The following is a 23,259-nucleotide window of genomic DNA, read 5'->3' on the forward strand; positions in this document are numbered from 1 at the left end:
ATCAATCGTATGGCCTGGGTTACCACTGAACCCCAAAGACCTCGTGCAACTCATCCAGTGCCGACTGAGGCAGGGGAGTCGGTCGTGGCTGGTTCATCAACCAGAGGCGTGCGGTTTCTTCCAGCTCTTCCAGGGCGTAGCTGGCCTTGGACACTGAGCTTTCCCAGATCACCGGCCCCAGGCGTTCAAGCATTACACCGCGCACCAGGTTAGCCAACTGCGCCACGCGCTCGGCGACCTTGGGGGAACCGGGACGTTCATAGGCGATCTGCGGAATGCGCCCGACTTTCATCACTTGATAAGGCGTCAACGGCGGCAGGATCATATCCTCCTGCCAGACGCCGGCCAGGGTCAGCGCCACCAGGTGAGTGGAGTGGGTGTGGACCACGCCGCCAACCCCGGGGTTGCGATCGTAGACTTGACGGTGCAGCGCCAGCGTCTTGGAAGGCTTGTCACCGCTGACCCAGTCCCCGGCCAGGCTGACCTTGGCTATCGCCGCCGGGTCGAGGCGCCCCAGGCAGGCGTCCGTGGGGGTGATCAGCCAGCCGTCGTCCAACCGCGCACTGATGTTGCCGGCGCTGCCCACCGTGTAGCCACGGGTATACAACGAAGCGCCAACGTCACAGATCTCTTCACGCAGGGTGTTTTCGTTGCTCATGCCGGAACTCCTGCCAGTTGCTTGAGAGCCTTGTCGAAGAAGTCCACACCGCCGAAATTGCCCGACTTGAGTGCCAGCGCCAGCGGTTCCCCGGGCGTGCTGACGCAGGCGGGTACTCCAGGGTCGATTTGCGCTCCAATCTGCAATAGCTGGATATTCAGCGCCTGGACCACGGCGCCCGAGGTTTCCCCGCCGGCGACCACAAAGCGCCGTACGCCGGCCTCGCGCAGACCGCTGGCGATCCGCCCCATGGCTTGCTCGACCAAATGCCCCGCACGCTCGGCGCCCAGCTCGCGCTGGACCGCCTTGACCTCGTCGGCCGTGTTGGTGGCGTAGATCAGCACAGTTTGCGCATGGTCGGCAGCGAAGGCCAGTGCGTCCTCAACCACCGGCTTTCCCGCCGCCAACGCTAGCGGGTCGACCCGCATCGCCGGACGACCTGCCTGCAGCCAGTTCGCGATCTGGCCCAGGGTGGCCTGGGAAGCGCTCCCCGCAAGTACCACCGCCGCGCCTTGGACCACGGGCACGTGCGCGGCGTCGAGGTCGCGCAGCTTGCCGGCACGCCGGAAGTTGCCCGGCAGGCCCAGCGCCAACCCGGAACCGCCGGTGAGCAGCGGCAAGTCCGCACAGGCTTCGCCCAGCAGATAGAGATCGGTATCACACAGGGCGTCGGCGACAGCCATGCTGACACCGTCGGCGCGCAGTTGAGCAATGCGCGCGCGTATGCTCTCCACGCCGGCGGACACGCTGTCGTGGCGCAACAGGCCGACCTTGCCTTGGGTCTGCGCTTGCAGCACGCGAACCAGGTTTGCGTCTGTCATGGGCGTCAATGGGTGATGCTGCATGCCCGACTCGCTGAGCAATTGGTCTTGAACGAACAAATGCCCACGAAAAACCGTGCGGCCGTTTTCCGGGAAGGCGGGGCAGGCAAGGGTGAAATCGCTGCCAAGGGCCTGCAGCAAGGCTTCGCTGACCTGGCCGATATTGCCGGCCGCCGTTGAGTCGAAGGTTGAACAGTATTTGAAGAATATCTGTTCACAGCCACGTTCACGCAGCCAGTGCAGCGCTTGGAGTGAGTCCTCGACGGCATCGGCGGCCGGTACCGTGCGCGATTTCAGGGCGATGACAATCGCGTCGGCATTGAGTTGGTCGGCAACATCGGCAGCGGGAATGCCGATGCTTTGCACCGTGCGCATGCCGCCGCGTACCAGCATGTTGGCAAGGTCGGTGGCACCGGTGAAGTCGTCGGCGATGCAACCCAGCAGCGGCCGGGCAGGGGCATTCAACATGTCGAACTCCTCAAGCGGGTTTAACCGGGCTGGTATTCATGGATGAACTGCTCGATCACATCGGTGAAACGCTCATCCGCGGTGAAGCCCAGGTCCCGGGAGTAGGCGGCACAAAACGCGCCCGGCCAGGAACCGACGATGCGCTCGATCGCCTGATTGGGTTCCAGGCGAATGCGTTCGGCCACTTGCGCGCCGGCTGTCTGGCGCAGGGCGTCGATCATGCGCTCTACCGTGATCGACAGGCCCGGCATGTTGATCACGCGGCCCTCCGTCAACTGCTCGCTACCCAGTTCATGGCCATGGATCAGGTTGCGAATGGCCTGTGCAGGCGACATCAGCCAGAGCCGGGTGTCGAGCGGTACCGGGCAGACGCTGGTCTGGCCGTTGAGCGGTTCGCGGATGATACCGCTGGCGAAGCTGGAGGCTGCAAGGTTTGGCTTGCCCGGGCGCACGACGATGGTCGGCATGCGCAGGCTGCGACCGTCGACGAACGCACGCCGGCTGTAATCGGCAAGTAGCAGGTCGTTCATGGCTTTTTGTGTGCCGTAGGAGCTTTGTGGCGCCCATACCTGGTTATCTGGCACCTGTTCCGGCAACTGCCCGCCGAACACCGCGACGGAGCTGGTCATCACCCATTTTGGGCATGTGCCAAGCTGGCGCACGCGCTCCAACATGTGCTGGGTTGCACTGAAGTTGATGCGCATGCCCAGTTCAAAATCGGCTTCGGCCTGGCTGGAAACCACCGCAGCTAGATGGAAAATGCTGTCGGTATTGGCATCGATCAAGCGCTCGAGCACGTGGGCGTTGGCGATATCGCCACACACCACTTTTACCCGGGGGTCATTGATCCCCGTCAGTTCGACCATGTCGAACGCGACAATCTGCTCGATGGGCCGGGACTGGCCCGTGCGGTCGGTGAGCGAACCACGCAGCAGCAGCGCTTCGATCAGGCGGCGGCCAAGGAAGCCGGCTGCACCGGTCACGAGAATATTCATGAGTTACTCCAAACGTCAGCGGTTGACGAGTTTTCCGGGAATTCTGAAGACCAGCAGGGCGCCGAGGAACAGTGCGCTTGCCATCACATACATGCCGATTGTGGTGCTGTGGGTCAGGTCCTTGAGGAAGCCCATCAGGTAGGGCGAGACGAAGCCCGCCAGGTTGCCCCAGGAGTTGATCAAGGCGATCCCGGCAGCCGCCGCCGTACCGCCAAGGAACGCAGTCGGCAGGCTCCAGAACAGCGGCAGGGTGCTCATGGCGCCCATCGAACCCAGGGTCAGGCCGATCATCGACACCGTGAAGTTGTCGCTCCAGGTCGCAGAGATGAACAGGCCGATGCCACCGAGCACGGCGGTCAACGCCAGGTGCCAGCGTCGTTCGCGCAACCGGTCGGCACTGCGCGAAACCAGGATCATGGTCAGAGCAGCGGCGGCGTAAGGGATGGCGGTGAGCATGCCCACTTCGAACACATCGCTGACACCGGCCTGGCGGATAAGGGTTGGCAACCAGAAACCGACGGTGTAGAAACCGGCGATCATGCAGAAGTAGATGGCCGTCAACAGCCAGATACGCGGCTGCAGGAACACCTCTTTGAGGCTGTGTTTCTGGTGGCCGATGGCTTCTGCGTCAATGCGCGCCTGCAGCAGGGTTTTTTCTTCACGGGTGAGCCAGCCAGCGCTGGAGATCCGGTCGCTGAGGCAGAAAACCACCAGGAAGCCGACAGCAATCGAGGGTAGCCCTTCGAGGAAAAACAACCATTGCCAGCCCGCATATCCATGAACCCCGTTGAAGGCGCTCATGATCCAGCCGGACAACGGCGCGCCTATCAGCCCGGACAGCGGCACGGCGGTGGCGAACAGCGCGTACATCTTGCCGCGGCGGTGGGTCGGGAACCAATAGGACAGGTAGAGGATGACCCCCGGATAGAACCCGGCCTCGGCGATCCCGAGCAGGAAACGCATGATGTAGAAGGATGTCGGCGTCGTCACCAGGGCCATGGCCGAGGAGATGATGCCCCAGGTGATCATGATGCGTGCGATCCACAACCGCGCGCCGACACGATGCAGGATCAGGTTGCTGGGCACCTCGACGAGGAAGTAGGCAATGAAGAAAATCCCTGCGCCGAGGCCATAGACGGCTTCGGAAAATTGCAGATCGTCAGACATCTGCAACTTGGCGAAACCGACGTTTACCCGATCCAGGTAGGCGACCAGGTAGCACAGCAACAACAGCGGCATGATCCGCCACGCCACTTTGCGATACGCCAGGTTCTCGAAGCGATCTGCGGGTACGACGGCACTGGTTTGAATCACTGATTCAGTCATGTGTTTCCCCCATCCTTATTTTTATAGTGGGTGGCGTTGTTTGTGTCGGATTACATGATGGGGCGTTTTTTATCATAATACGTCATACGAATTCAACGACTAAATCCAGAGAGGACGGCGGGTCTAAAATGCAGTACCTTTCACAGATTTGAGCCAGAGTCGTCTATGCCCACTCCTGACAAATCCTCCTGTAGTGCCGATACGCTGGGTACCCTGAAGGACTCCGCCAAGGGCACACTGTCCGATCAGGTGACGGCGGCCCTCAAGGCCTATATCGCCAGCGGCGAAGCGCTGCCAGGGCATCGCCTGCCCACCGAACCGGTACTTTCGCAGCGTTTTGGCGTCAGCCGCACGGTCATCCGCGAGGCCATTTCGCGCCTGAAGTCGGCCGGCCTGGTCGAGGTCCGCCAGGGCAGCGGTACGGTGGTCAGCGAAGGGGCACACATCAAGGCATTCACGATTGACTTGGATGTCGGCGGGTCGATCGAGGCGGTATTGAGAGTCACCGAACTGCGCCGCGGCATCGAAGGCGAGGCGGCGGCATTGGCGGCCCAGCGACACTCACCGGCGCAACTGGAAGCCATCCACCAAGCGCTCAAGGCCATTGATGCAGCGGAGCAGGGGAGCCGCGACGGGGTTGAGGAAGACTTGGCGTTTCATCACTCCATTTCCAAGGCGACCGGCAATCCGTTGTACCCGTCATTGCACGAATTCATCGCGCAATTCATCAAAGAGGCGATCCGCATCACACGCTCCAACGAAGAGCGGCGCCGAGACCTGGCCAAGACCGTCCGGGCCGAGCACTTTGCCGTTTACGCGGCCATTGCCGCGCGTGATCCAGAAGGCGCACGGCAAGCGGCGCTGGAGCATATCAATAATGCGGTAGAGCGACTTAAAAGTGCGGATCCGTCGTTTTGGCAGAGTCCGGGGGCGAGGAAGGTTTAGTGTTTGAGCTTGGGAATGTGAGTGGGGCATTATAACTAAACTAAATAGTTATTAATTTTACTTATAAGCTATTGAGATATAAAGAGTAGGGCACACACCCACATTACCAGCTATGCGATTGTTGAATATGGAAATAACCACTATCGTCAAAAGCGCTAAAAAACTAGTAGTTCCTACAGTAGCCACAACCCTGGAATGCCCGGAACATCGGGTTTCCAGCACCTTGTGGTGTCTATGAGGAGAACGAACATGAATAAGATCTACGACGATGAACTGAAGGCTATTTCGACCAGGCTCGCTGCCATGACGGCTGTTGAGCGGCAACGCGCGTTGGACTTCTTGAATGGCAAGGCTGAACTGCGTCCCGATATGGGGAATAGTGCAAGCGTGGCTGGTGTTACAACGACTCCCGTTAAACCCATTGAGTGACAAGGTGCCGCCATCCGGCGTTGAGCCACACGAAGCATTCACGCAAATATCCGGCAACTTGGCCAATATTGCGTACGCAGAGTAAACCTCCGGTGATCTATAAGATTCGGGCGGGGTTTCTTTGCGTACGGAACACTTGGGGCGATTTGGTTGGATCGGTATTGCGGCGGCCTCTGGGAATAATGAGCGTCTTGCAGCACGTGTCCAATCGGTGGCCATCGCCAAACATGAGGTGTGGGTTGCTGTAACATCGCCAGGCAGCAAGCTGGGCCAGAGGATGAGGATTTGAGGGCAGGTTGCCTCAATCATTCAGAACCCGTAGGAGCGGGCATGCCCGCAGCGCGTCAGCGCGAGGACTTGACCAATCCTACGGCAACATTCATAGGGCAAATAGGGGAGGAGGGATGCATTGATCGCCTGACACCTTGTTGATTTAGCCGCTAAATTTGAGGTCGATTCCTCCGGCGCTCGATCTGCTTTTCACCGTGAAAAATAGAGTAGGTAATCGGTTCCGACTCGGTTGAACTATAACTAAACTAAATAGTCATTTAGTTTAGTTATGCCTTTAATGAATTATAAGGAGGAGGGTAGCTCATCTGGTGACCTAGGGGTAGGTCATGCATGATCGCTAACGTTCATGCATGCACGCTAGCGTTCAAGAATGAGCTAGGGTAGCTCAAATTATGGAGAATTTTGATGCAGCAGCACCTTACACCTTGGATGATCGAAAGCGCTTACCGTTATTGTGAGGCCGCGAAATACTTGCTTACTGGGTACGACATGATGGCTGTTGCCCAGGTCAATGCAGCGATCGGTATGGAGATTTTGTTGAAAAGCTTCGTCGCCCGGCCCAGCGGCAACCATGGTCAGGTCAATGAAACGTATGACTTAGACCTCAAGTTGATCAATGACGCTCATCGCGAGCTGCAGCACGCTGGCAAGATTGCTGCTGATGACAAACGCGTTGATAAGCACGATCTACTCACGCTTTTTTATGCGGTGCCTGCTGATATCCGGTCGCGACTTCGATTCGACCATGAGGAAGAATGGATCGAGCGTTACCGTAATGTTTTCACAAACGCCCGATATCCATACGAGGCCAGATCGCGCAAAGGATATAGCGACACGCTGATTCGCGTCCTGGACACCATGATCGAGAACGTTGTGCAGTGGTACCGCGATCAAGATTGCCAGGACGTATTCATTGTCTGCTATGGAATGACGCCGGCTGATTTCCAACCCAAGGCTGCCGAGCAGGCCGATCCGTCATGAGCGTGGCTTCAAATCTGACCACCGCCGGCCCCCAAGCCTCCATAGTGAGGTACGCATAATGTATATTATGTTAAATCACGTAATACACACTTCAACCTCCACCCGACACCTGCGATCACTTCCACGCCCCCAGCTTCCTCCAGTCAACCGTCCGCCCCTCTGCATATAAGCGCCTTATAAATCTCAGAAACCACCTGCGCCGTTGCGCTTTCGAGCGTTCCCTCATTACGGCATAACACCCAGCCATGATTTTCAATCGCACGCTCGAACGCGTTGGTACATGCCACATGTTCTTCCAACAGATGGATCACAGTGCTGTTCAAGCCGCGCCGTCGTGCCGCTGCCCGTGCCCAGGAGATATCAGGAGCGGTGACAATCCCGATATGCAGGTCGGGTACTTGCACATTCCGATCGATGTTCAACTGTAGGATTTCTGCAAACGGGATTGTGCGCCGGAACGCGGCATCGGACGGGTACCAGCGATCAATCAACACAATGCTGCCGGGTGGCTGTTGAGCAATGACGTGCCGGGAAATCCATGCCCGGCTATCAGCGAGGCGCTCACACACCTCCCACTCCAAGTTCCGTGAGGGATTCCTGACCAGTTGGTTAACGAGGATCATTGTTTGCCCCCGATGGGGATCGCTTTTTTTCTCGCACAGCCGGATTACTTTTTTGTTGTCTGCCCTTAGTACTGTTGTAACGGCTTCCAACAGCGTGGTTTTGCCGGTTCCCTTGGGCCCGTCTACAGAAACAAACAGCGGACGCTTGATCATTTCTGGCTTGCGGGCGTAGACGTGACCACGCCATAACCCTTCTGGAGTTCGGTCAGGCGCTGGTTGTAACTGTCACGAATGCACGCCTGTTTGTCGTCAGCCTTCCAGCAGTCGTTGCGCCCCTTGATCCAGCCACGTTGTTCAGCCTTGAGCATCTTGGCCTGGCTACCGGCCTTTTTCAGTGCAGCGCTGTAGGTGCTCGCCATTTGGCGATCCAGGGAGGCAAGCCCTTCGCTGCTGCAAATCAGTGTCTCCACGGAGCTGGTCATGTTCGCGCTGCACTTGAACGAAGGTCCGGTCTGGGCTTGTGCGCTGACGGTCAAACCTGCGGCAAGCACGGCCACTGACAACAGCGCCGCCCGGGTGATTGAATGCATATAATGGTGTCCCTGTGAGGATGTGAATGAGCGTCGTGGTAAGGGCCCACGGTGGCGGCTGCAACGCGTATGATTCTTGCACGCTTTCTATAGGTGGCACTGCATAGGTCGACAATGGCAAAAATCAGCGTTAGCAACAAGGCGACCACGCCAGGCCGAAGAAATCTCACGGCCGCCGATCGGCAGCAGCAGATGGTCGAACGGGCGATCACCCTCTTCGCCCAGAAAGGCTTCGCACTCACTACCCGTGAGTTGGCCGAGGGACTGCAGGTGACCCAACCCCTGCTCTATCGCTACTTTCCCAGCAAGCAATTATTGATCGAGCAGGTTTACCAGCAGGTGTTCATGAGCCGCTGGGACCCCGAACTGGAGCAGCAGCTCAAGGACCGTACGCGTCCTTTAAGGGAGCGGCTGATTGATTACTTTATCGGTTACACCCGGACCATTCTGAGCAATGAATGGGTGCGGATCTTTCTGTATGCCGGCTTGCAGGACCCGCAACTCAACCAGCGCTATCTCAAGCAACTGCACGAAACGGTGTTCCTGACGATCATTGAAGAACTGCGCCATCAGAAGCAACTGAACACCCCGCTGGACGAGCAGGCGTTGAGCCATGAGATCGAAGTGCTGTGGGGTTTCCACAGCAGCTTCTTTTACTTGGGGGTGCGTAAATGGGTGTATCAGTTGCCCGTCCCTGAGGATCTTCCGCAGCTGATTGCGCTGCGGGTCAATGCCTTCCTCGATGGCGCCCTGCATTGCGACCAACTCCCGTGATGTCTATTTCCGCGAACAGATACCAGGCAAAAGCCATCCATGGGTATGACCGGGTTGGTCCAGATCATCCGTGAGGGGTCATCAGCTTCCTTCCTGCGACTGGCCAATGTCGAGGCTGGCCATGGCCTGGCCGACAATCCGGGCCCCCGGCACGTAGTCAAAGATCATCTCGATGGTGATCCCATTGGGGTCTTCGAGAAACAGCTGGTGCTCACCCATCTGTGGAATGACCCGTTCACGAAAGGCAATGCCCATCGATTGCAGACGGACCTGGACAGATTCCAGCCCTTCGCAACGTAGCGATACATGATCGAGACAGCCCGACCCGTAACCCCCCTGCTTGTTACCCAGATAAGCCTGCAGATCCTTGTCACCGCCCACCACACTGGCGATATGCAGGAGTGGACGGCCACCGGCGTACATCCAGCAGCCGGGAAAACGAAAATCCGGACGGGGCCCGGATGACAAGCCAATCACGCGTTCAAAAAACTCGGCGGTCTTGCCCCACTGTTCGGTGCGAATGGTGAAATGGTCGAGCGCTAGTACTCCCATGTTCCCTCCAGGCGTTACGGATCAGAGACGTTGCAGATGCATATTTTATCATCCGATATCTTATTTCAAGAGGTAATTTATCAACCGATAACTTGTGCGGACGGTTTACTATCACGCTGATCATTCTTCTAGGGTTCCCCATGGCCAACCACGACCTCAGCTTCACCCCCGACCTCGACCCCGACTCGATTTCTTCCGACGTCATCGGCTTCAACGGCATCCTGGTCTCCACGCAAATCCCGGTGCGCGCCGATGGCAGCCTGGAACTAGGCGATATCACCGCGCAAAGCGAATGCACCCTGCAAGCCCTCAAGGTCGCGCTCGAACGCGCCGGCAGCAGCATGGACCGGGTCATGCACTTGACCATCTACCTCACCGACATGGCCGACCGCGCCGCATTCAACGAGGTGTACAAGCGGTTCTTTGCCAAACCCTGGCCAGTACGCGCGGCCGTAGGCGTGGCGTCGTTGGCGGTCGAAGGCATGCGAGTTGAAGTCACAGCGATGGCAGCCAAAGGCTGAGCACTGCGCACCATTGGGCATCCAGCGGGTGCCCACCCGGCGATTCACGGCTACAATGCGCACCTCAACCGTGACAAGCCTGACTAAAAAAACTATGTCCTTGCCCAAGCATCATCTGGAATTGCTCAGCCCTGCCCGCGATGTCTCCATCGCGCGCGAGGCTATCCTGCACGGCGCCGACGCTGTGTACATCGGCGGCCCAAGCTTCGGTGCGCGCCACAACGCCTGCAACGACGTGAGCGAGATCGCCCAACTGGTGGAATTCGCCCGTCGTTATCACGCCCGGGTGTTCACCACCATCAACACCATCTTGCATGACGATGAACTGGAGCCGGCCCGCAAGCTGATCCACCAGTTGCACGATGCAGGGGTTGATGCACTGATCGTCCAGGACCTGGGCGTGATGGAGCTGGATATCCCGCCCATCGAACTGCATGCCAGCACCCAGACCGACATCCGCACCCTGGCCCGGGCCAAGTTCCTCGATCAGGCCGGATTCTCCCAACTGGTGCTGGCCCGCGAGCTGAACCTGCAGGAAATCCGCGCGATTGCCGATGAAACCGATGCCGCCATCGAGTTCTTCATTCACGGCGCGTTGTGCGTGGCGTTCTCCGGGCAGTGCAATATTTCCCATGCGCAAAATGGCCGCAGCGCCAACCGTGGCGATTGCTCCCAGGCCTGCCGCCTGCCCTACACCCTCAAGGACGACCAGGGTCGTGTTGTCGCCTTTGAAAAACACCTGTTGTCGATGAAAGACAACAACCAGAGCGCCAACCTGCGCGCCCTGGTAGAGGCCGGCGTGCGCTCGTTCAAGATCGAAGGCCGCTACAAGGACATGGGCTATGTGAAGAACATCACCGCCTATTACCGCCAGCGCCTGGACGAGATCCTTGAGGACCGCCCCGACCTGGCTCGCGCCTCCAGCGGCCGCACCGCGCATTTCTTCCTGCCGGACCCGGAAAAGACCTTCCACCGTGGCAGTACCGACTACTTCGTCAGTGATCGCAAGATCGATATCGGTGCCTTCGACACCCCAACCTTTACCGGCCTGCCAGTCGGCGTGGTGGAAAAGGCCGGCAAGCGCGACTTGCAGGTCATCACCCATGAGCAGCTGTCCAACGGTGACGGTTTGAACGTGCTGATCAAGCGTGAAGTCGTGGGTTTCCGCGCCAATATCGCCGAGCCCAAGGGTGAGTTCGAAGAAGATGGCGAGAAGCGCTACCGCTACCGCGTCGAGCCCAACGAGATGCCGGCGGGCCTGCACCAGTTGCGGCCCAACCACCCGCTCAACCGCAACCTGGACCACAACTGGCAGCAAGCGCTGCTCAAGACCTCCGCCGAGCGCCGGATTGGTGTGTCCTGGCAAGTCTGCCTGCGCGAAGACCAACTGCAACTGACCGCCACCAGTGAAGAGGGGGTGAGTGCCAGCACCACCCTGCCCGGCCCGTTCGGCGTAGCCAACAAACCGGAACAGGCGCTGGATACCTTGCGCGACCTGCTCGGCCAACTGGGCACCACCCAGTATCACGCCACGGCCATCGAACTGGATGCGCCGCAGGCGTACTTCATCCCCAACTCACAGCTCAAGGCCCTGCGCCGTGATGTGATCGAAGCGCTGACAGTGGCCCGTGTCGAGGCCCATCCCCGTGGAGGTCGCAAAGCTGAAACCACGCCACCACCGGTGTACCCGGAGTCGCACCTGTCGTTCCTGGCCAACGTCTACAACCAGAAGGCTCGCGATTTCTATCACCGCCATGGCGTGAAATTGATCGACGCGGCCTACGAGGCCCACGAAGAAACCGGTGAAGTGCCGGTGATGATCACCAAGCATTGCCTGCGCTTCTCCTTCAACCTGTGCCCCAAGCAGGCCAAGGGCGTGACCGGCGTACGCACCAAGGTTGCACCGATGCAGCTGATTCACGGCGATGAGGTGTTGACCCTGAAGTTCGACTGCAAGCCTTGCGAAATGCACGTGGTGGGCAAGATCAAAGGCCATATCCTCGACCTGCCGTTGCCGGGCAGCGGTGTGCAGCAGCAGGTCGTGGGGCATATCAGCCCGGCCGACCTGCTCAAGACCATCCCCCGCGCGCCACATTGAGTAAACCCACGTCCCTGTAGGTGCCGGTTCGCCGGCGCCTAAAGGGGGCGTTTGGATGGCGCCAACTCTGGCTTGACACGCCACCACCAACCCCGCTGCAACCCCGCCGCCGCCAGCAATATCGCCGCAACCCCCAACCACTGTGCCCAGCCCAAGCGATGCCCGTAGGCCATCCAGTCAACCAGGATCGCCGCAACCGGGTAGATGAACGACAGCGCCCCGGTCAATGCCGTCGGCAGTTTTTGAATCGCGCCATACAGCAGCACGTACATCAGGCCGGTATGCACCACGCCCAGCGTCAACAGCGCGGCCCAGGCATCGACGGGCGCCGATAGGCTTTGCCACGAGACCAGCGGCACCAGCAGCACCGCGCCGGTAGTCACTTGAATCAGTGCCAGTAGGTGCGGCGGCACGGCCTTCAGACGTTTGATGATCAGCGCAGCGACGGCATACAAAAACGCCGCGCCTATCGCCTGCACCACGCCCAACAGGTAATGATCACCACTGCCCTGCTGCTCGCCATGGGCACTGACAATCGCCAGCATGCCCACGAAAGCCACACTCAACCAGACGAGCTTCTGTGCGGTGATCTTTTCGCCAAGAAACAACGCCGCGAGCATCACCAGCATGAACGGCTGCACGTTATAGACCGCGGTGCTGATCGCAATGGAGGCCTTGGCATAAGACGCAAACAGCAACAGCCAATTACCGACAATGGCCACGCCGCTCAACATCGCCCAGCCGAGTGTCGAGTAATTCAACCATCCGCCCCGCAAATACCCCAGCCGCCAGCACACCAGCAGCAGAGTCGGGCCGCCGATGACGCAACGCCAGAACACCACTTCGATGACCGCCACCCCAGACACCAGTACAAACCAGCCAATGGTGCCGGAGATCAGCATGGCGCCGACCATTTCCCACGAGCCGCGACGTATGGATGTGTCCATGATTTAGCTCCTCGAATGAGGCTAAATTATGGCAACCTGCGCCAATCAGGCTCCAGCGCCTGCAGAAGGTAAAAGGTGATCCTTACCTATTCTTATTAGGCAAAACAGCAAATCTGCTTAAGGAGCCCAGGATGATTGATGTTATCGACCAACAACTGATCGCCGCCCTGATGGACGACTCGCGCTGCTCGCTCAAGACCCTGGCGGGCATTACCGGCCTGTCCTCCCCCAGCGTGGGCGAACGTTTGCGACGCCTGGAGGAGCGCGGAGTCCTCAAGGGCTACACCGTGGATATCGACCCGAAACACTTTGGCTATTTGTTGCAAGCCATCGTACGTATCCGCCCCCTGCCCGGCCAATTGCAGGAGGTGGAACGGCAGATCCAGGCGATTCCGGAGTTTACCGAGTGCGACAAAGTCACTGGCGACGACTGCTTTATCGCCCGACTGCACGTACGCACCATGGACCAGTTGGATACCTTGCTCGATCGTCTCAACGCTTACGCCGAAACCAACACCGCCATTGTCAAGAAAACCCCGGTCAAGCGCCGGCTGCCGCCGTTAGCGGGCCAGTGACGCTCTGTTAAAGGCCGCCGCTGATTTGCACTACGATGGCCGCGCCAGCTGTGCCATCATGTTGCGATTACGCTTAAATCCTTTTCACGGATGATCGGTTTGCTTAGTCAATTTAATCTTTTCATCAGCACCACCCCCGTAAAGGACGTCGTTGACTTCCGTCTCCAGAACGAGCACGCAGGCCATTTGGCCTACCACCAGGCCGATCTGCGCACGTTGGACGCCAGTCTCAAGCGGGGCATATTCGACCTGCGTGATTACCTCGATCGGTACGTGTCTACCAGCGAGCAACCCAAGGCGATGGCCGAGCTTGGCGTGGCTATCGCACATCACCTGCTCGGCCCGCAGATTTTCCAGGAACTGCAGCAAGGGCACCATCAACGTACGCTGTGCGTGCACTTGCCGACCGTCACCGGGGAGCAGGACAGCCTGGCTGCCGCCATGGCCCGTGTCGCGTGGGAAATTGCCCGGCAGGATGAACAATCGGCGCCCTTGGGGGAGCGCAACTTGCTGGTGCGCGTCACCTACGCCACGGCACTCGCGCCCTCTCCACCGCTTACATTGCGAGCCGACGAAGCCTTGCGCGTGTTGTTCATTTTTGCCCAGTCCCGTGGTTCGCAACCACTGGGCGCGCGCATGGAAAGACGTGAACTGCTGCGGATGTTCAAACAGAAAATCTATCCTAAACGGCGTGTCGTTGCGCATTTCCTGACCCACGGTGTCACGCGCCAACGGTTGGTCGACCAGATCCAGGAACACAGTGGCTACCATATTGTTCACTGGAGTGGCCACGGCACGCTCAACCAGTTGGATCTTGCCAGCCCTGGCGGCGCCAAGAACAGCATCAGTGGCGATGAGTTGGTGCGGCTGTTCAACGACGCTGGAGGTTTCTTGCCCAGGCTCGTGTTTCTAGGCGCGTGCCAGTCCGGGGACAGCTTGCAACCCCGTGACTGGCGTGACTTTTTTAGCATCGCCCAAGGCCATGATCGACCAATCAAAGCCAGCGCTGACAATTCGCCAGGGGCGTGCGGCATCGCGTATGCGCTACTCAAAGGCGGTATACCTTCGGTAGTTGCCATGCGCTTCGCGGTAAACGATGACTACGCGCGTGAGCTGGCAATCAGGTTCTACCGCGGCCTGTTGGCCGACGTATCTGCGAAGGACGCGGCAGCGGCACTCAATCAGGCGCGAAAGGAGCTGGCCAATCGCACCAACACATTGGGTTTTGCCATCGGCGATCACGCCACAGCGGTACTGTATGGTGCCGAACAACCCGGACTTGTGTTGGCCGCGGGGCCGAGCCCCGGCACCTTCGCCCAAAGTAACCGCCTACACCAGATTGCCGAGCTGACCAGCGTCAGTCATGAGCACTTTGTCGGTCGGACGTGGGAACTGGCAGACCTGGGCGCCGACTTTATTGGTTCGCGTGAGGGTCCCGAAGTCACACCGGTGGCGATAATCACCGGTTTGGGTGGCATGGGCAAAACCGCTCTGGTGGCCGAAGCTCTCGAATTGTGGGCTGATCGTTTTAAATGGGTCCTGCTATACCAGTGCAAACCCTCGGCACTGGTGTTTGAGGCCACATTGCTGGATATCCATCGCAAATTGGACGCCGAGTTGGGCATCTACAACGCACATGTCCAGCAATGTCCTGCAGACAGGATCTATCGCGAGGCAACACCGACATTCACCGGCGCCGAGCGGACTCAACGGCTAATCCACAATTTGATCAGGGCCCTGCAACACGAGGCAATCCTGCTGGTTCTGGATAACTTTGAGACGAACCTCAAGCCGACATCCGAGCCTGTCGACGGGCAACCCTTCTGGTCCAGCCAGGATCCGAGCTGGGACACCTGCCTCGCGGCGCTGTCGATTGGCCTGCAAGGCTCACGCTCACGGGTATTAATCACCTCCCGCTTGCCGTTGAAAGCCTTGGCAAGCGCCACTGCATTCTCGGTGTTGCTGGGTCCATTACCCGCCCGCGAGGCGGCATTGTACCTGCGCGCTCATCCGGTACTGAGTCATATGGCGAACAGCAGCGATGAGGCCATCAGCTCATTGGCCATGCGATTGCTCAACGCCAGCCGCTTTCACCCGTTGTTGATGGATCGCTTTACGCGTTTGGCTGCGGACCCTGCATTTCATGGTCAGCTGCTGAGCGCATTGGAAACACTGGAGAGAACCGGAAACTTCTCGGCACTTCCGGATCTCTTTGCAACCACCCCCTATCACAGGGACGAACGGGTTTACCTTGATAATGCCCTTGCCGTATCACTGGACCAGTTCATCCAGCATCTGAGTGTTGATCGGCGCCAATTGCTATGGGTGATTTCCCTGGCCAATGAAGTCATTACCCTGGCGTTATTGGAGTCGGTCAACGCAGCACTGAAGTTGCCTGAAATGGGCGCATTGCTGCGCACGCTGGTCAGCGTTGGGCTGGTCAACGAGGATAATCATACGTGCGTCCCCCCGATGCCCCACCTGACTTGCCATGAGGTGGTTCGCGAACGTATTCAAGCGTGGATGGAGCATGCTGTCGAAGATCGTGGAGTGTTGAACGAGAATGTTATCCGGCGTGCCTACGGCCAGTTCCTCAAAGACTACTTTCTGGCGATGCGCCACAAGGACATGGATGCCGCGCTGCAGGCCGGCAGCCAGGCCCTGATTTACTGCGTCCAGGGGCAGGCGTGGGACCAAATGGAGTATTTCCTCAGCAGCCTAGTCACCAGCGCCCTGGGGCCCGGCATGGTTGAAACGTTGATTCCCCATCTGCAAACCGCTGCACAATCGGTGCAGGAAGACAGCCAGCGCCTGTTTTTCCTGAACTGCCTGGGCGATGCCCTATCTGCCGCCGGCAGCTTGGAAGCCAGTTCGCAGGCCTATCATCAGGCGGCCATCCTAGCCCGGGCAGCCACTGAAAACGGCGAAGGAGACACTCATGAGGCCTGGGGCAAGCTCGCTGTCATTTGTAGTAACTGGGCAATTGTGTACTCCATACAGGGTAATTTCGTGAACGCCCGCAAGTGTTATGTCGAAAGTAGCGAAGCTGAAAAACATGGCAGTCGTCCGCCCATTCACTTGCTGATCAATGAATTGCAGATGTTGAACCTGGATATCAGGAGCGGCGGCATCGAAGAAGCGGAACATCAGGTGACAGAGCGGCTTGAGCGTTTGATGCAGTGGTGGGACTGCTACAGTGCCGGTCTACCAGTGCCTGAGGCGCCCAGCAGCGAGATGCTGACCCGAGCGATCATCGGTGCGTTGCATATCTCCCTTCGTATCGACGTGCAAAAACGGGACTGGCCTAAAGCCCTGTTAAAAGCAGACAAGGTGCTTGAGATCGAAAAGTCAGTGTCGCGCTCACTGGAGGATATCGCCGAAACCCGGTTCGACAGGGCCACCGTGCTGATGCACCTTCCTGAGCACCTGGATGAGGCGCGGGCCGAGCTGGAACAGTGCAACCAGATTTTCCATAACGTGCCAAGGATGCGAGCCAGAACCCTGACCGCGCTTGCTAACCTGGCTGCAAATCAAGGCGAGTTGAAGCAGGCCATCACCCTGGAAAGGCGGGCGTTGGTTCTGCATGAACAAGGTCCAGACCCACGCACCCGTGCGGCATCCCATAGCAATCTGGCCAGTTATCTTTCCCACCAGGGGAGATCTGCGGATTTGCAGATCCAGGCACTTCATCGCATGGCCGGCATCATTTACTGCGTGGAGGCCGGGATGGGGCAGGATTTTTCGGATGTCATGCGCGGTTATACCTATGACTGTCTGCGCGCCAAGGATACCGGCACAAGCGTCACTGCGCCGACTGTCGCCGAACTGGTGAAAGCCCCCGGATTTTGCGCGCTGAGCCTCTGGCTGGAGGCACGTCAGGTCGACTTCGATGACCTGCAAGCCCGAATAGATGCCCTGGTTCAAGCGTTACACACGGCACTCTCCAATCAACCACCTTCTGAGCCTTCCGTTGATGCCTGATACCTTACCTGCTTTGCCCGTGGCCGAACTGCTCGCAGCCCTCCAGCAAGCGGTTCGATCCGGCAATAGCGAGCGCGCCCAGGAACTGTCCCGTCAAATCCAGCAACGCTTGTTGCAGGAAACCGCCGATTGCGCCGCGATCGAGCGCCAAGTGCGTGCGTTGCTCAACGAGTTAGAACAGCCTGGCCAGATCCCCACGGCGCTGACCTTCAACGACTTGCAACAACAGCGCAGCGGCGCCGCAGACCTGGTCTATCCCGTCTGGTATGGAACCAACCGCCAACCTTTGGGCGATGGTTTCAGTGGTCAGCGTCACCCCCAAGTGACCTATGGCAGGGCACTGGTGTACGTGCCCCAAGCCCACCGTTTCGGCGAGACCGGCTCCAGTCTCTGGCAGCGTATGCGGCGCTTTGATTTACGTGACGATCGCTTGCGCTTGCAGTCGACTGACGCTCTGGACCAGGGCACGTTCTTCAGCCAATTGCGCGATGAAATGCAAGCCGCCCGGGATAACGGCGATGCGCCCCATGCCTTGGTGTTTCTGCACGGCTACAACACCAGCTTCGAACAAGCCGCCATCCGCGCCGCACAACTGGGGGTCGACCTCAATATCAGTGGCGCGACGGCATTTTTCAGTTGGCCCTCCCGGGGCTCGGCCATGGCCTACACCGTCGACGAGGCCAGCATCGAAGCCAGTGAAGCGGCAATCACAGACTTTTTGGTGAGATTCTCCCAAGAGTGTGGCGCCGACAAAGTCCATATCATCGCCCACAGCATGGGCAATCGTGGGTTGTTACGCGCATTGCAGCGCATTGCCGGCAATGCGCAGACCCGTGCTACCGTGCAATTCGGCCAGATATTGCTGGCCGCCCCCGATGTGGATCGCGACCTGTTCCTCGACTTATCGTCCCTGTACGGCGCCTATGCCGAACGCGTCACCTTGTATGCCTCGGATGCGGACCAGGCTGTACACCTTTCGGCCAAGTTCCACGATTCACCCCGCGCCGGCTACTTCACTCCCTACACCGTCGCGGCAAATATTGACACGGTCGCCGTGCCGGACTTTGACGTAGACATGCTCGGTCATGGCTATTTCGCCCAGGCCGATGCCCTGCTCAGTGATATCTATAGCCTGATCCGCAATAACGCCCCTCCCGGCGACAGGCAACGCGTTTTCCCCGGGCAGTCCGAGGGCCAGACGTACTGGACGTTCCGCCGCTGACGCTAAGCATCAGCAACGCCTTCTTCGGCCAAATCATCCTGCTCGATCAGCGGCACCTGGGCATCATCCATCAACGATCCCGGGTCTTCATTGCCCGGATCATTGATCGGCTCCTCTTCGGCTGGGGTATGCATCGCCCTAGCCGCCCGGGGTATCAATGTCAGCGTCCGTTTCTGGCTTGGGCTCGCGCTCGGGCTTGAAGTCTGGGCTGTACTCGTTGTCCTTGGCGACTTCATCAGTCGCGGGTTGCGGATCCTTGGGGCCCGTACCGGGAGCGGGTATTTTATGCGTGTTGTCATCGATGGCCGGATCATTCCTGCCACTGACTTGCGGGTCTTGACTGTGATTCGCGCTCATGGGGACCTCCTACCAAGCAGATGTACAGTTAAGGCGCCACGGAGATGGGTGAAGTTCAGTTCAAACGAGCCGCGCTGATCAATGGTCACGACCCCGGATTATCCACCTGGATATAAAACGCAAACGCCGCCAGCAGCATCCAGAACACCGTGAACAACCACGGCGTACGCACCGAAAACAGCAATGACTTGCGATAGCCCTTGTGCGACGACTCGGTCTCGCAGAACAGCGGCGACTCATCGTAGGCCATGCCCATCACCGGTTCGCTGCGCAACAACTCGCTCTGCTTGAAGTGCCAGTGGTCAATGATGTCGTAGGCCGCACGTATGCCGGGCCAGGCGTTGAGCGAGCTGAACACGCCGAGCATCGACAGCAGCAGCGGCACCACCAGGGTGAACAGCTTGCCCCACTCGGGGTTGAGGTTGCCCATGCAGGACACAAAGGCAATCACCAGGAACGACTGCGCGGTGAGGTAAGCATCGGTGCGGTTGGCAAGGATGGTGGTTTCGTATTGGATTTCCCGGCGATAGAAATCCAGGCGATCCTTGGGCGAGCCAAAGATCTTGGCATTGTGTTCGGTATGGTCAGTCAGCGCCGATTCGGGGCTATGGGGGGAAATGATCCGGGGCACGATCGGTGATCCTTAGGTGCGTAATCCCGTTAGAAGAACCGGTGATGCCCGAAGTTCAGGTCAATTGCCTGCACCGTTATGGAGCATGGCATATGCCTGGGGCGCACTGCACTTGCGCAGGCCGCTCCGATAACGGGCTTACACACTGTGTAATCCCTATAAACGCAGTTTCGGCACAGCCATTGCTTTACTCCTTAAATCCCCTGCCTGCCCAGGTGAACACAGGAGCAAACGTTACCCCCCGACTCAGAGCCGACTCCAAAAGAAAGTAAGGACAAGGTCCGTTGGCGCCAAAAGCCACGGGCTCATAACAATGCGTTTTCTAAAGCGGCAGTGCCTGCAACGTTTCACCCGGCACTGACAAGGTAATTGGAATGGCTCGATCTTTCTTTGATGAAATGAATGACGCAAATGGCGTGTGCCGTACGCACTATCAGGATTTTTCCCGCTGGCTGGCCAACACACCGCCGGAACTGCTGGCCCAACGCCGTCGCGAGGCCGACCTGCTGTTCCACCGCGCCGGGATCACCTTCACCCTGTACGGTGACGAGCAAGACACCGAACGCCTGATTCCCTTCGATATCATCCCGCGCAGCATCCCCGCCAGTGAGTGGAGCGTGATCGAGCGCGGCTGTATCCAGCGGGTCAATGCGCTAAACATGTTCCTCGCCGATATCTACCACGACCAGCGCATTATCAAGGCCGGGATCATTCCGGCCGAGCAGGTGCTGGGCAATGAAGGCTATCAAAAAGCCATGGTCGGCCTGGACCTGCATCGCGGTATCTATTCCCACATCTCCGGTGTCGACCTGGTGCGCGATGGCGACGGCACCTACTACGTGCTCGAAGACAATTTGCGCACACCCAGCGGTGTGAGCTATATGCTCGAAGACCGCAAAATGATGATGCGCCTGTTCCCTGAAGTGTTTGCCAAGCAGCGCATCGCACCAGTGGATCACTACCCCAACCTGCTGCTCAAGACCCTGAAAAGCGCCAGTCGCCTGGACAACCCCAATGTCGTGGTGCTGACCCCGGGGCGCTTTAACAGTGCGTTCTTCGAGCACGCGTTCCTCGCCCGAGAAATGGGGGTGGAGCTGGTAGAAGGCGCCGACCTGTTCGTGCACGACCTCAAGGTGTTCATGCGCACCACCGACGGCCCCAAAGCAGTGGATGTGATCTACCGGCGCATCGACGATGCCTTCCTTGATCCGCTGGCCTTCAACCCGGAATCCATGCTCGGCGTTCCCGGCCTGGTAGCGGCCTACTGCGCTGGCAACGTGGTGCTGGCCAATGCCATCGGCACTGGCGTGGCCGACGACAAATCCATCTACCCCTACGTGCCGGCGATGATCCGCTTTTATCTGGATGAAGAACCGGTGCTGCAGAACGTACCGACCTTCCAGTGCCGCAACCCCGCTGAGCTGTCCCACGTACTGGCGCACTTGCCCGAACTGGTGGTCAAGGAAACCCAGGGCTCCGGCGGCTACGGCATGCTGGTGGGCCCGGCCGCCTCGGCCGCCGAGATCGAGGACTTCCGCCAACGCATCAAGGCCCGGCCCCACGCCTATATCGCCCAGCCGACCTTGAGCCTGTCCACCTGCCCGACTTTTGTCGAAAACGGCATCGCGCCACGGCATATCGACCTGCGGCCCTTTGTGCTGTCGGGCAAGGAGACCCGCCTGGTGCCGGGTGGGCTGACTCGGGTGGCGCTGCGCGAAGGCTCATTGATCGTCAACTCGTCGCAAGGCGGCGGAACCAAGGACACCTGGGTGGTGGAGGGCTGAGTATGCTGAGTAGAACCGCCGCAGATCTGTACTGGATGTCGCGCTACCTGGAACGCGCGGAAAACCTGGCGCGCATGCTGGAGGTCAGCTATTCGCTGTCGTTGATGCCCCAGGCCGGACGCAGTGATGGCCTGGACGAACTGGCGATGTCGCTGCTCAGCAGCGGCACCCTGGACAGCTATCTGGAACGCCATCAACAGCTGGACGCCGAGCGCATGCTGCACTTCTTCGCCCTCGACGAAGAAAACCCGGCCAGTATCTACAACTGCCTGCGCGCTGCCCGGGGCAATGCCCATGCGGTGCGTGGGCGGATCACCGCCGACATGTGGGAAAACCTCAACGCCACCTGGCTGGAAATGCGCAGCATCGCCGCCGGTGGCCTGGCACGCCATGGCATCAGCCATTTCTGCGACTGGGTCAAGCAGCGCTCGCACCTGTTCCGTGGAGCCACCTCCGGCACCATCATGCGCAACGACGCCTATCGTTTTATCCGCCTGGGCACCTTTGTCGAGCGCGCCGACAACACCTTGCGCCTGCTGGATGCGCGCTACGAGATGTTTGGCGAAGAGTCCGAGGAAGTCAGCGACCTGTCCGCCCGCGGCTACTACCAGTGGAGCGCCCTGCTCCGTGCCTTGTCGTCATTCGAGGCCTACACCGAGCTGTACCCCAATGCGCTGAATGCGCGTTCGGTGTCGGAGTTGCTGCTGCTACGCAGTGATGTACCGCGCTCGTTGCATGCGTGTATCGAAGAGTTGAGCCATATCCTCGCCGACCTGCCAGGTAGCTACGGCCGCACGGCCCAGCGCCTGGCTGCCGAATTCGAGGCGCGGCTGCGTTACACCGGTATCGACGAGATCCTCGAAGAAGGCCTGCACACCCGGTTGACGGAGTTTATCGACACCGTGCGCGAACTGGCGCGGGCCATCCACAGTTCGTACCTGGAAGTGGTGTAGGCATCGCTTCGCCTTGTAGGAGCGGGCTTGCCTGCGATGGCCATGAGTATCTACACAACTCTTTGGTGGTTTTTGGGGTTGGGTACATATCCGTTGCTGCGGTCACGGCCACTTAGGGTTCCGCCCTTACGGCGGGTCACTTTTGGAAAAGAGCCCCAAAAGTAACCAAAAGGGCTCTTGCCCCACCACTCGGCACCTCGCCTAGGCTCGGTGTGCCCGTAATCCGACATTGATTTGGGGGGCCGCCGCGATGGGCCATCCATGGCCCAGCGCGGCTAAACCGGCGTCCTGCCGGTTTACCCCCCAAATCAATATCGGATTACGGCCAGCGTGGTTTGATGGGGCGCCTAAGATCAAAATCACAAGCAAAACGAGGCGGCCTGACAGCCGACCTGATCGTCGAAGCGTGCGCGTATCCTTGTGGGAGCGGGCTTGCTCGCGAATGCAGTCTGTCAGTTGATAAATGTATTGACTGACACTCCGCATTCGCGAGCAAGCCCGCTCCCACAGGGGAAAGCAGCTCCGCGCTCTGGCGTTGCTGTTGCTGTTGCTGTTGCTCAGCTTTTGATCTGGCTTTTGATCTTAGGCGCCCCATCAAATCACGCTGGCCGCAGGCAGGTATTGCGCAGTGGGCACCCCGGCAGGATGCCGGGGTAGCCGCGACACGGCCATGGATGGCCGATCGCGGCGGGCCCACGGAGCAATGCCTGACTGCGGGCATGCCGAGCCTAGGCGAGGCACCAAGTGGTGGGGCAAGAGCGTTTTGCTTACTTTTGCGCTGTTCAAAAGTGAGCAGC

At 59.1% G+C, this 23,259-nt stretch carries 22 protein-coding genes; 11 read left to right on the forward strand and 11 right to left on the reverse strand.

The window, feature by feature from the left end; translation table 11 throughout:
• Positions 1-19 precede the first annotated feature (19 nt).
• From otnC to FIV38_RS18515, 4 genes are read right to left on the reverse strand one after another with little or no spacing between them, the layout of a single operon-like run.
• Complete coding sequence (gene otnC / locus FIV38_RS18500; protein WP_092236697.1) at positions 20-658, reverse strand: 3-oxo-tetronate 4-phosphate decarboxylase; 639 nt, start codon at positions 656-658, stop codon at positions 20-22.
• A complete protein-coding gene (gene otnK, locus FIV38_RS18505) occupies positions 655-1,947 on the reverse strand; it encodes a 3-oxo-tetronate kinase (RefSeq protein WP_092236695.1) in 1,293 nt (430 codons plus the stop codon). The genes otnC and otnK overlap by 4 nt, the downstream gene beginning before the upstream one ends.
• Before the next feature lie 20 nt (positions 1,948-1,967).
• Positions 1,968-2,942, reverse strand: coding sequence for a D-erythronate dehydrogenase (gene denD / locus FIV38_RS18510; RefSeq protein WP_092236694.1), 975 nt, complete (start codon positions 2,940-2,942; stop codon positions 1,968-1,970).
• A 15-nt stretch (positions 2,943-2,957) separates the two neighbouring features.
• On the reverse strand, positions 2,958-4,268 hold the full coding sequence (locus tag FIV38_RS18515) for an MFS transporter (protein ID WP_092236690.1): 1,311 nt from the start codon (positions 4,266-4,268) through the stop codon (positions 2,958-2,960).
• Between the two features lie 165 nt (positions 4,269-4,433).
• Here FIV38_RS18515 and FIV38_RS18520 point away from each other — a divergent pair, with 165 nt between their 5' ends.
• The 3 genes from FIV38_RS18520 (at position 4,434) to FIV38_RS18530 (ending at position 6,914) form a co-directional block, all read left to right on the forward strand.
• Positions 4,434-5,213, forward strand: coding sequence for a FadR/GntR family transcriptional regulator (locus tag FIV38_RS18520; RefSeq protein ID WP_092236688.1), 780 nt, complete (start codon positions 4,434-4,436; stop codon positions 5,211-5,213).
• A 249-nt stretch (positions 5,214-5,462) separates the two neighbouring features.
• Positions 5,463-5,642 (forward strand): hypothetical protein, encoded by a 180-nt coding sequence (locus tag FIV38_RS18525; protein WP_070994861.1) that lies wholly within the window; start codon positions 5,463-5,465, stop codon positions 5,640-5,642.
• Between the two features lie 696 nt (positions 5,643-6,338).
• Positions 6,339-6,914, forward strand: a complete 576-nt coding sequence (locus tag FIV38_RS18530) for a hypothetical protein (protein WP_092236686.1) — start codon at positions 6,339-6,341, stop codon at positions 6,912-6,914.
• Between the two features lie 143 nt (positions 6,915-7,057).
• On the opposite strand, the gene FIV38_RS18535 is transcribed toward FIV38_RS18530, so the two are convergent.
• Together FIV38_RS18535 and FIV38_RS18540 are read right to left on the reverse strand one after the other, a co-directional pair.
• Positions 7,058-7,687, reverse strand: a complete 630-nt coding sequence (locus tag FIV38_RS18535; protein WP_092237459.1) for a dTMP kinase — start codon at positions 7,685-7,687, stop codon at positions 7,058-7,060.
• On the reverse strand, positions 7,687-8,067 hold the full coding sequence (locus tag FIV38_RS18540) for a lysozyme inhibitor LprI family protein (protein ID WP_092236684.1): 381 nt from the start codon (positions 8,065-8,067) through the stop codon (positions 7,687-7,689). The genes FIV38_RS18535 and FIV38_RS18540 overlap by 1 nt, the downstream gene beginning before the upstream one ends.
• Positions 8,068-8,181: 114 nt before the next feature.
• Between FIV38_RS18540 and FIV38_RS18545 the strand changes: the two genes are divergently transcribed.
• Positions 8,182-8,841 (forward strand): TetR/AcrR family transcriptional regulator, encoded by a 660-nt coding sequence (locus tag FIV38_RS18545; protein WP_208602582.1) that lies wholly within the window; start codon positions 8,182-8,184, stop codon positions 8,839-8,841.
• Positions 8,842-8,922: 81 nt separating this feature from the next.
• Here FIV38_RS18545 and FIV38_RS18550 read toward each other — a convergent pair whose 3' ends face one another.
• On the reverse strand, positions 8,923-9,393 hold the full coding sequence (locus tag FIV38_RS18550; RefSeq protein ID WP_092236679.1) for a VOC family protein: 471 nt from the start codon (positions 9,391-9,393) through the stop codon (positions 8,923-8,925).
• Between the two features lie 140 nt (positions 9,394-9,533).
• Between FIV38_RS18550 and FIV38_RS18555 the strand changes: the two genes are divergently transcribed.
• Together FIV38_RS18555 and FIV38_RS18560 are read left to right on the forward strand one after the other, a co-directional pair.
• Positions 9,534-9,914 carry a RidA family protein gene (locus tag FIV38_RS18555; RefSeq protein WP_092236676.1) on the forward strand — a complete coding sequence of 127 codons (381 nt, stop codon included), beginning with the start codon at positions 9,534-9,536 and terminating at the stop codon, positions 9,912-9,914.
• Positions 9,915-10,008: 94 nt separating this feature from the next.
• Positions 10,009-12,012, forward strand: a complete 2,004-nt coding sequence (locus tag FIV38_RS18560; RefSeq protein ID WP_092236674.1) for a peptidase U32 family protein — start codon at positions 10,009-10,011, stop codon at positions 12,010-12,012.
• Between the two features lie 38 nt (positions 12,013-12,050).
• Here FIV38_RS18560 and FIV38_RS18565 read toward each other — a convergent pair whose 3' ends face one another.
• Positions 12,051-12,959: a DMT family transporter gene (locus tag FIV38_RS18565; RefSeq protein WP_092236673.1), complete on the reverse strand. Its 909-nt coding sequence runs from the start codon at positions 12,957-12,959 to the stop codon at positions 12,051-12,053.
• Between the two features lie 131 nt (positions 12,960-13,090).
• Here FIV38_RS18565 and FIV38_RS18570 point away from each other — a divergent pair, with 131 nt between their 5' ends.
• The 3 genes from FIV38_RS18570 to FIV38_RS18580 all read left to right on the forward strand — a co-directional run bounded on the left by FIV38_RS18570 (position 13,091) and on the right by FIV38_RS18580 (position 18,737).
• Positions 13,091-13,534 (forward strand): Lrp/AsnC family transcriptional regulator, encoded by a 444-nt coding sequence (locus FIV38_RS18570; protein ID WP_070994865.1) that lies wholly within the window; start codon positions 13,091-13,093, stop codon positions 13,532-13,534.
• A gap of 99 nt (positions 13,535-13,633) precedes the next feature.
• Entirely contained in the window at positions 13,634-17,515 is a 3,882-nt protein-coding gene (locus FIV38_RS18575; protein WP_159439629.1) for a CHAT domain-containing protein, read from the forward strand.
• Entirely contained in the window at positions 17,508-18,737 is a 1,230-nt protein-coding gene (locus tag FIV38_RS18580; protein ID WP_159439628.1) for an alpha/beta hydrolase, read from the forward strand. The genes FIV38_RS18575 and FIV38_RS18580 overlap by 8 nt, the downstream gene beginning before the upstream one ends.
• 2 nt (positions 18,738-18,739) lie before the next feature.
• Here the strand turns inward: FIV38_RS18580 and FIV38_RS30720 are convergent, their stop codons facing one another.
• The 3 genes from FIV38_RS30720 to FIV38_RS18590 all read right to left on the reverse strand — a co-directional run bounded on the left by FIV38_RS30720 (position 18,740) and on the right by FIV38_RS18590 (position 19,725).
• Positions 18,740-18,871, reverse strand: coding sequence for a hypothetical protein (locus FIV38_RS30720; RefSeq protein ID WP_256679293.1), 132 nt, complete (start codon positions 18,869-18,871; stop codon positions 18,740-18,742).
• Between the two features lie 4 nt (positions 18,872-18,875).
• The gene (locus FIV38_RS18585) at positions 18,876-19,094 is read right to left on the reverse strand and encodes a hypothetical protein (protein ID WP_092236669.1); all 219 of its coding nucleotides are present in this window, start codon (positions 19,092-19,094) and stop codon (positions 18,876-18,878) included.
• Between the two features lie 85 nt (positions 19,095-19,179).
• Complete coding sequence (locus FIV38_RS18590) at positions 19,180-19,725, reverse strand: hypothetical protein (protein WP_029299945.1); 546 nt, start codon at positions 19,723-19,725, stop codon at positions 19,180-19,182.
• A 374-nt stretch (positions 19,726-20,099) separates the two neighbouring features.
• On the opposite strand from FIV38_RS18590, the gene FIV38_RS18595 reads away from it, so the two are divergent.
• Both FIV38_RS18595 and FIV38_RS18600 read left to right on the forward strand, forming a co-directional pair.
• The gene (locus FIV38_RS18595; RefSeq protein ID WP_092236667.1) at positions 20,100-21,509 is read left to right on the forward strand and encodes a circularly permuted type 2 ATP-grasp protein; all 1,410 of its coding nucleotides are present in this window, start codon (positions 20,100-20,102) and stop codon (positions 21,507-21,509) included.
• A 2-nt stretch (positions 21,510-21,511) separates the two neighbouring features.
• Positions 21,512-22,462, forward strand: coding sequence for an alpha-E domain-containing protein (locus tag FIV38_RS18600; protein WP_092236664.1), 951 nt, complete (start codon positions 21,512-21,514; stop codon positions 22,460-22,462).
• Positions 22,463-23,259 lie beyond the last annotated feature (797 nt).

The organism is Pseudomonas proteolytica (genome assembly GCF_007858275.1).
GTDB lineage: Bacteria > Pseudomonadota > Gammaproteobacteria > Pseudomonadales > Pseudomonadaceae > Aquipseudomonas > Aquipseudomonas proteolytica.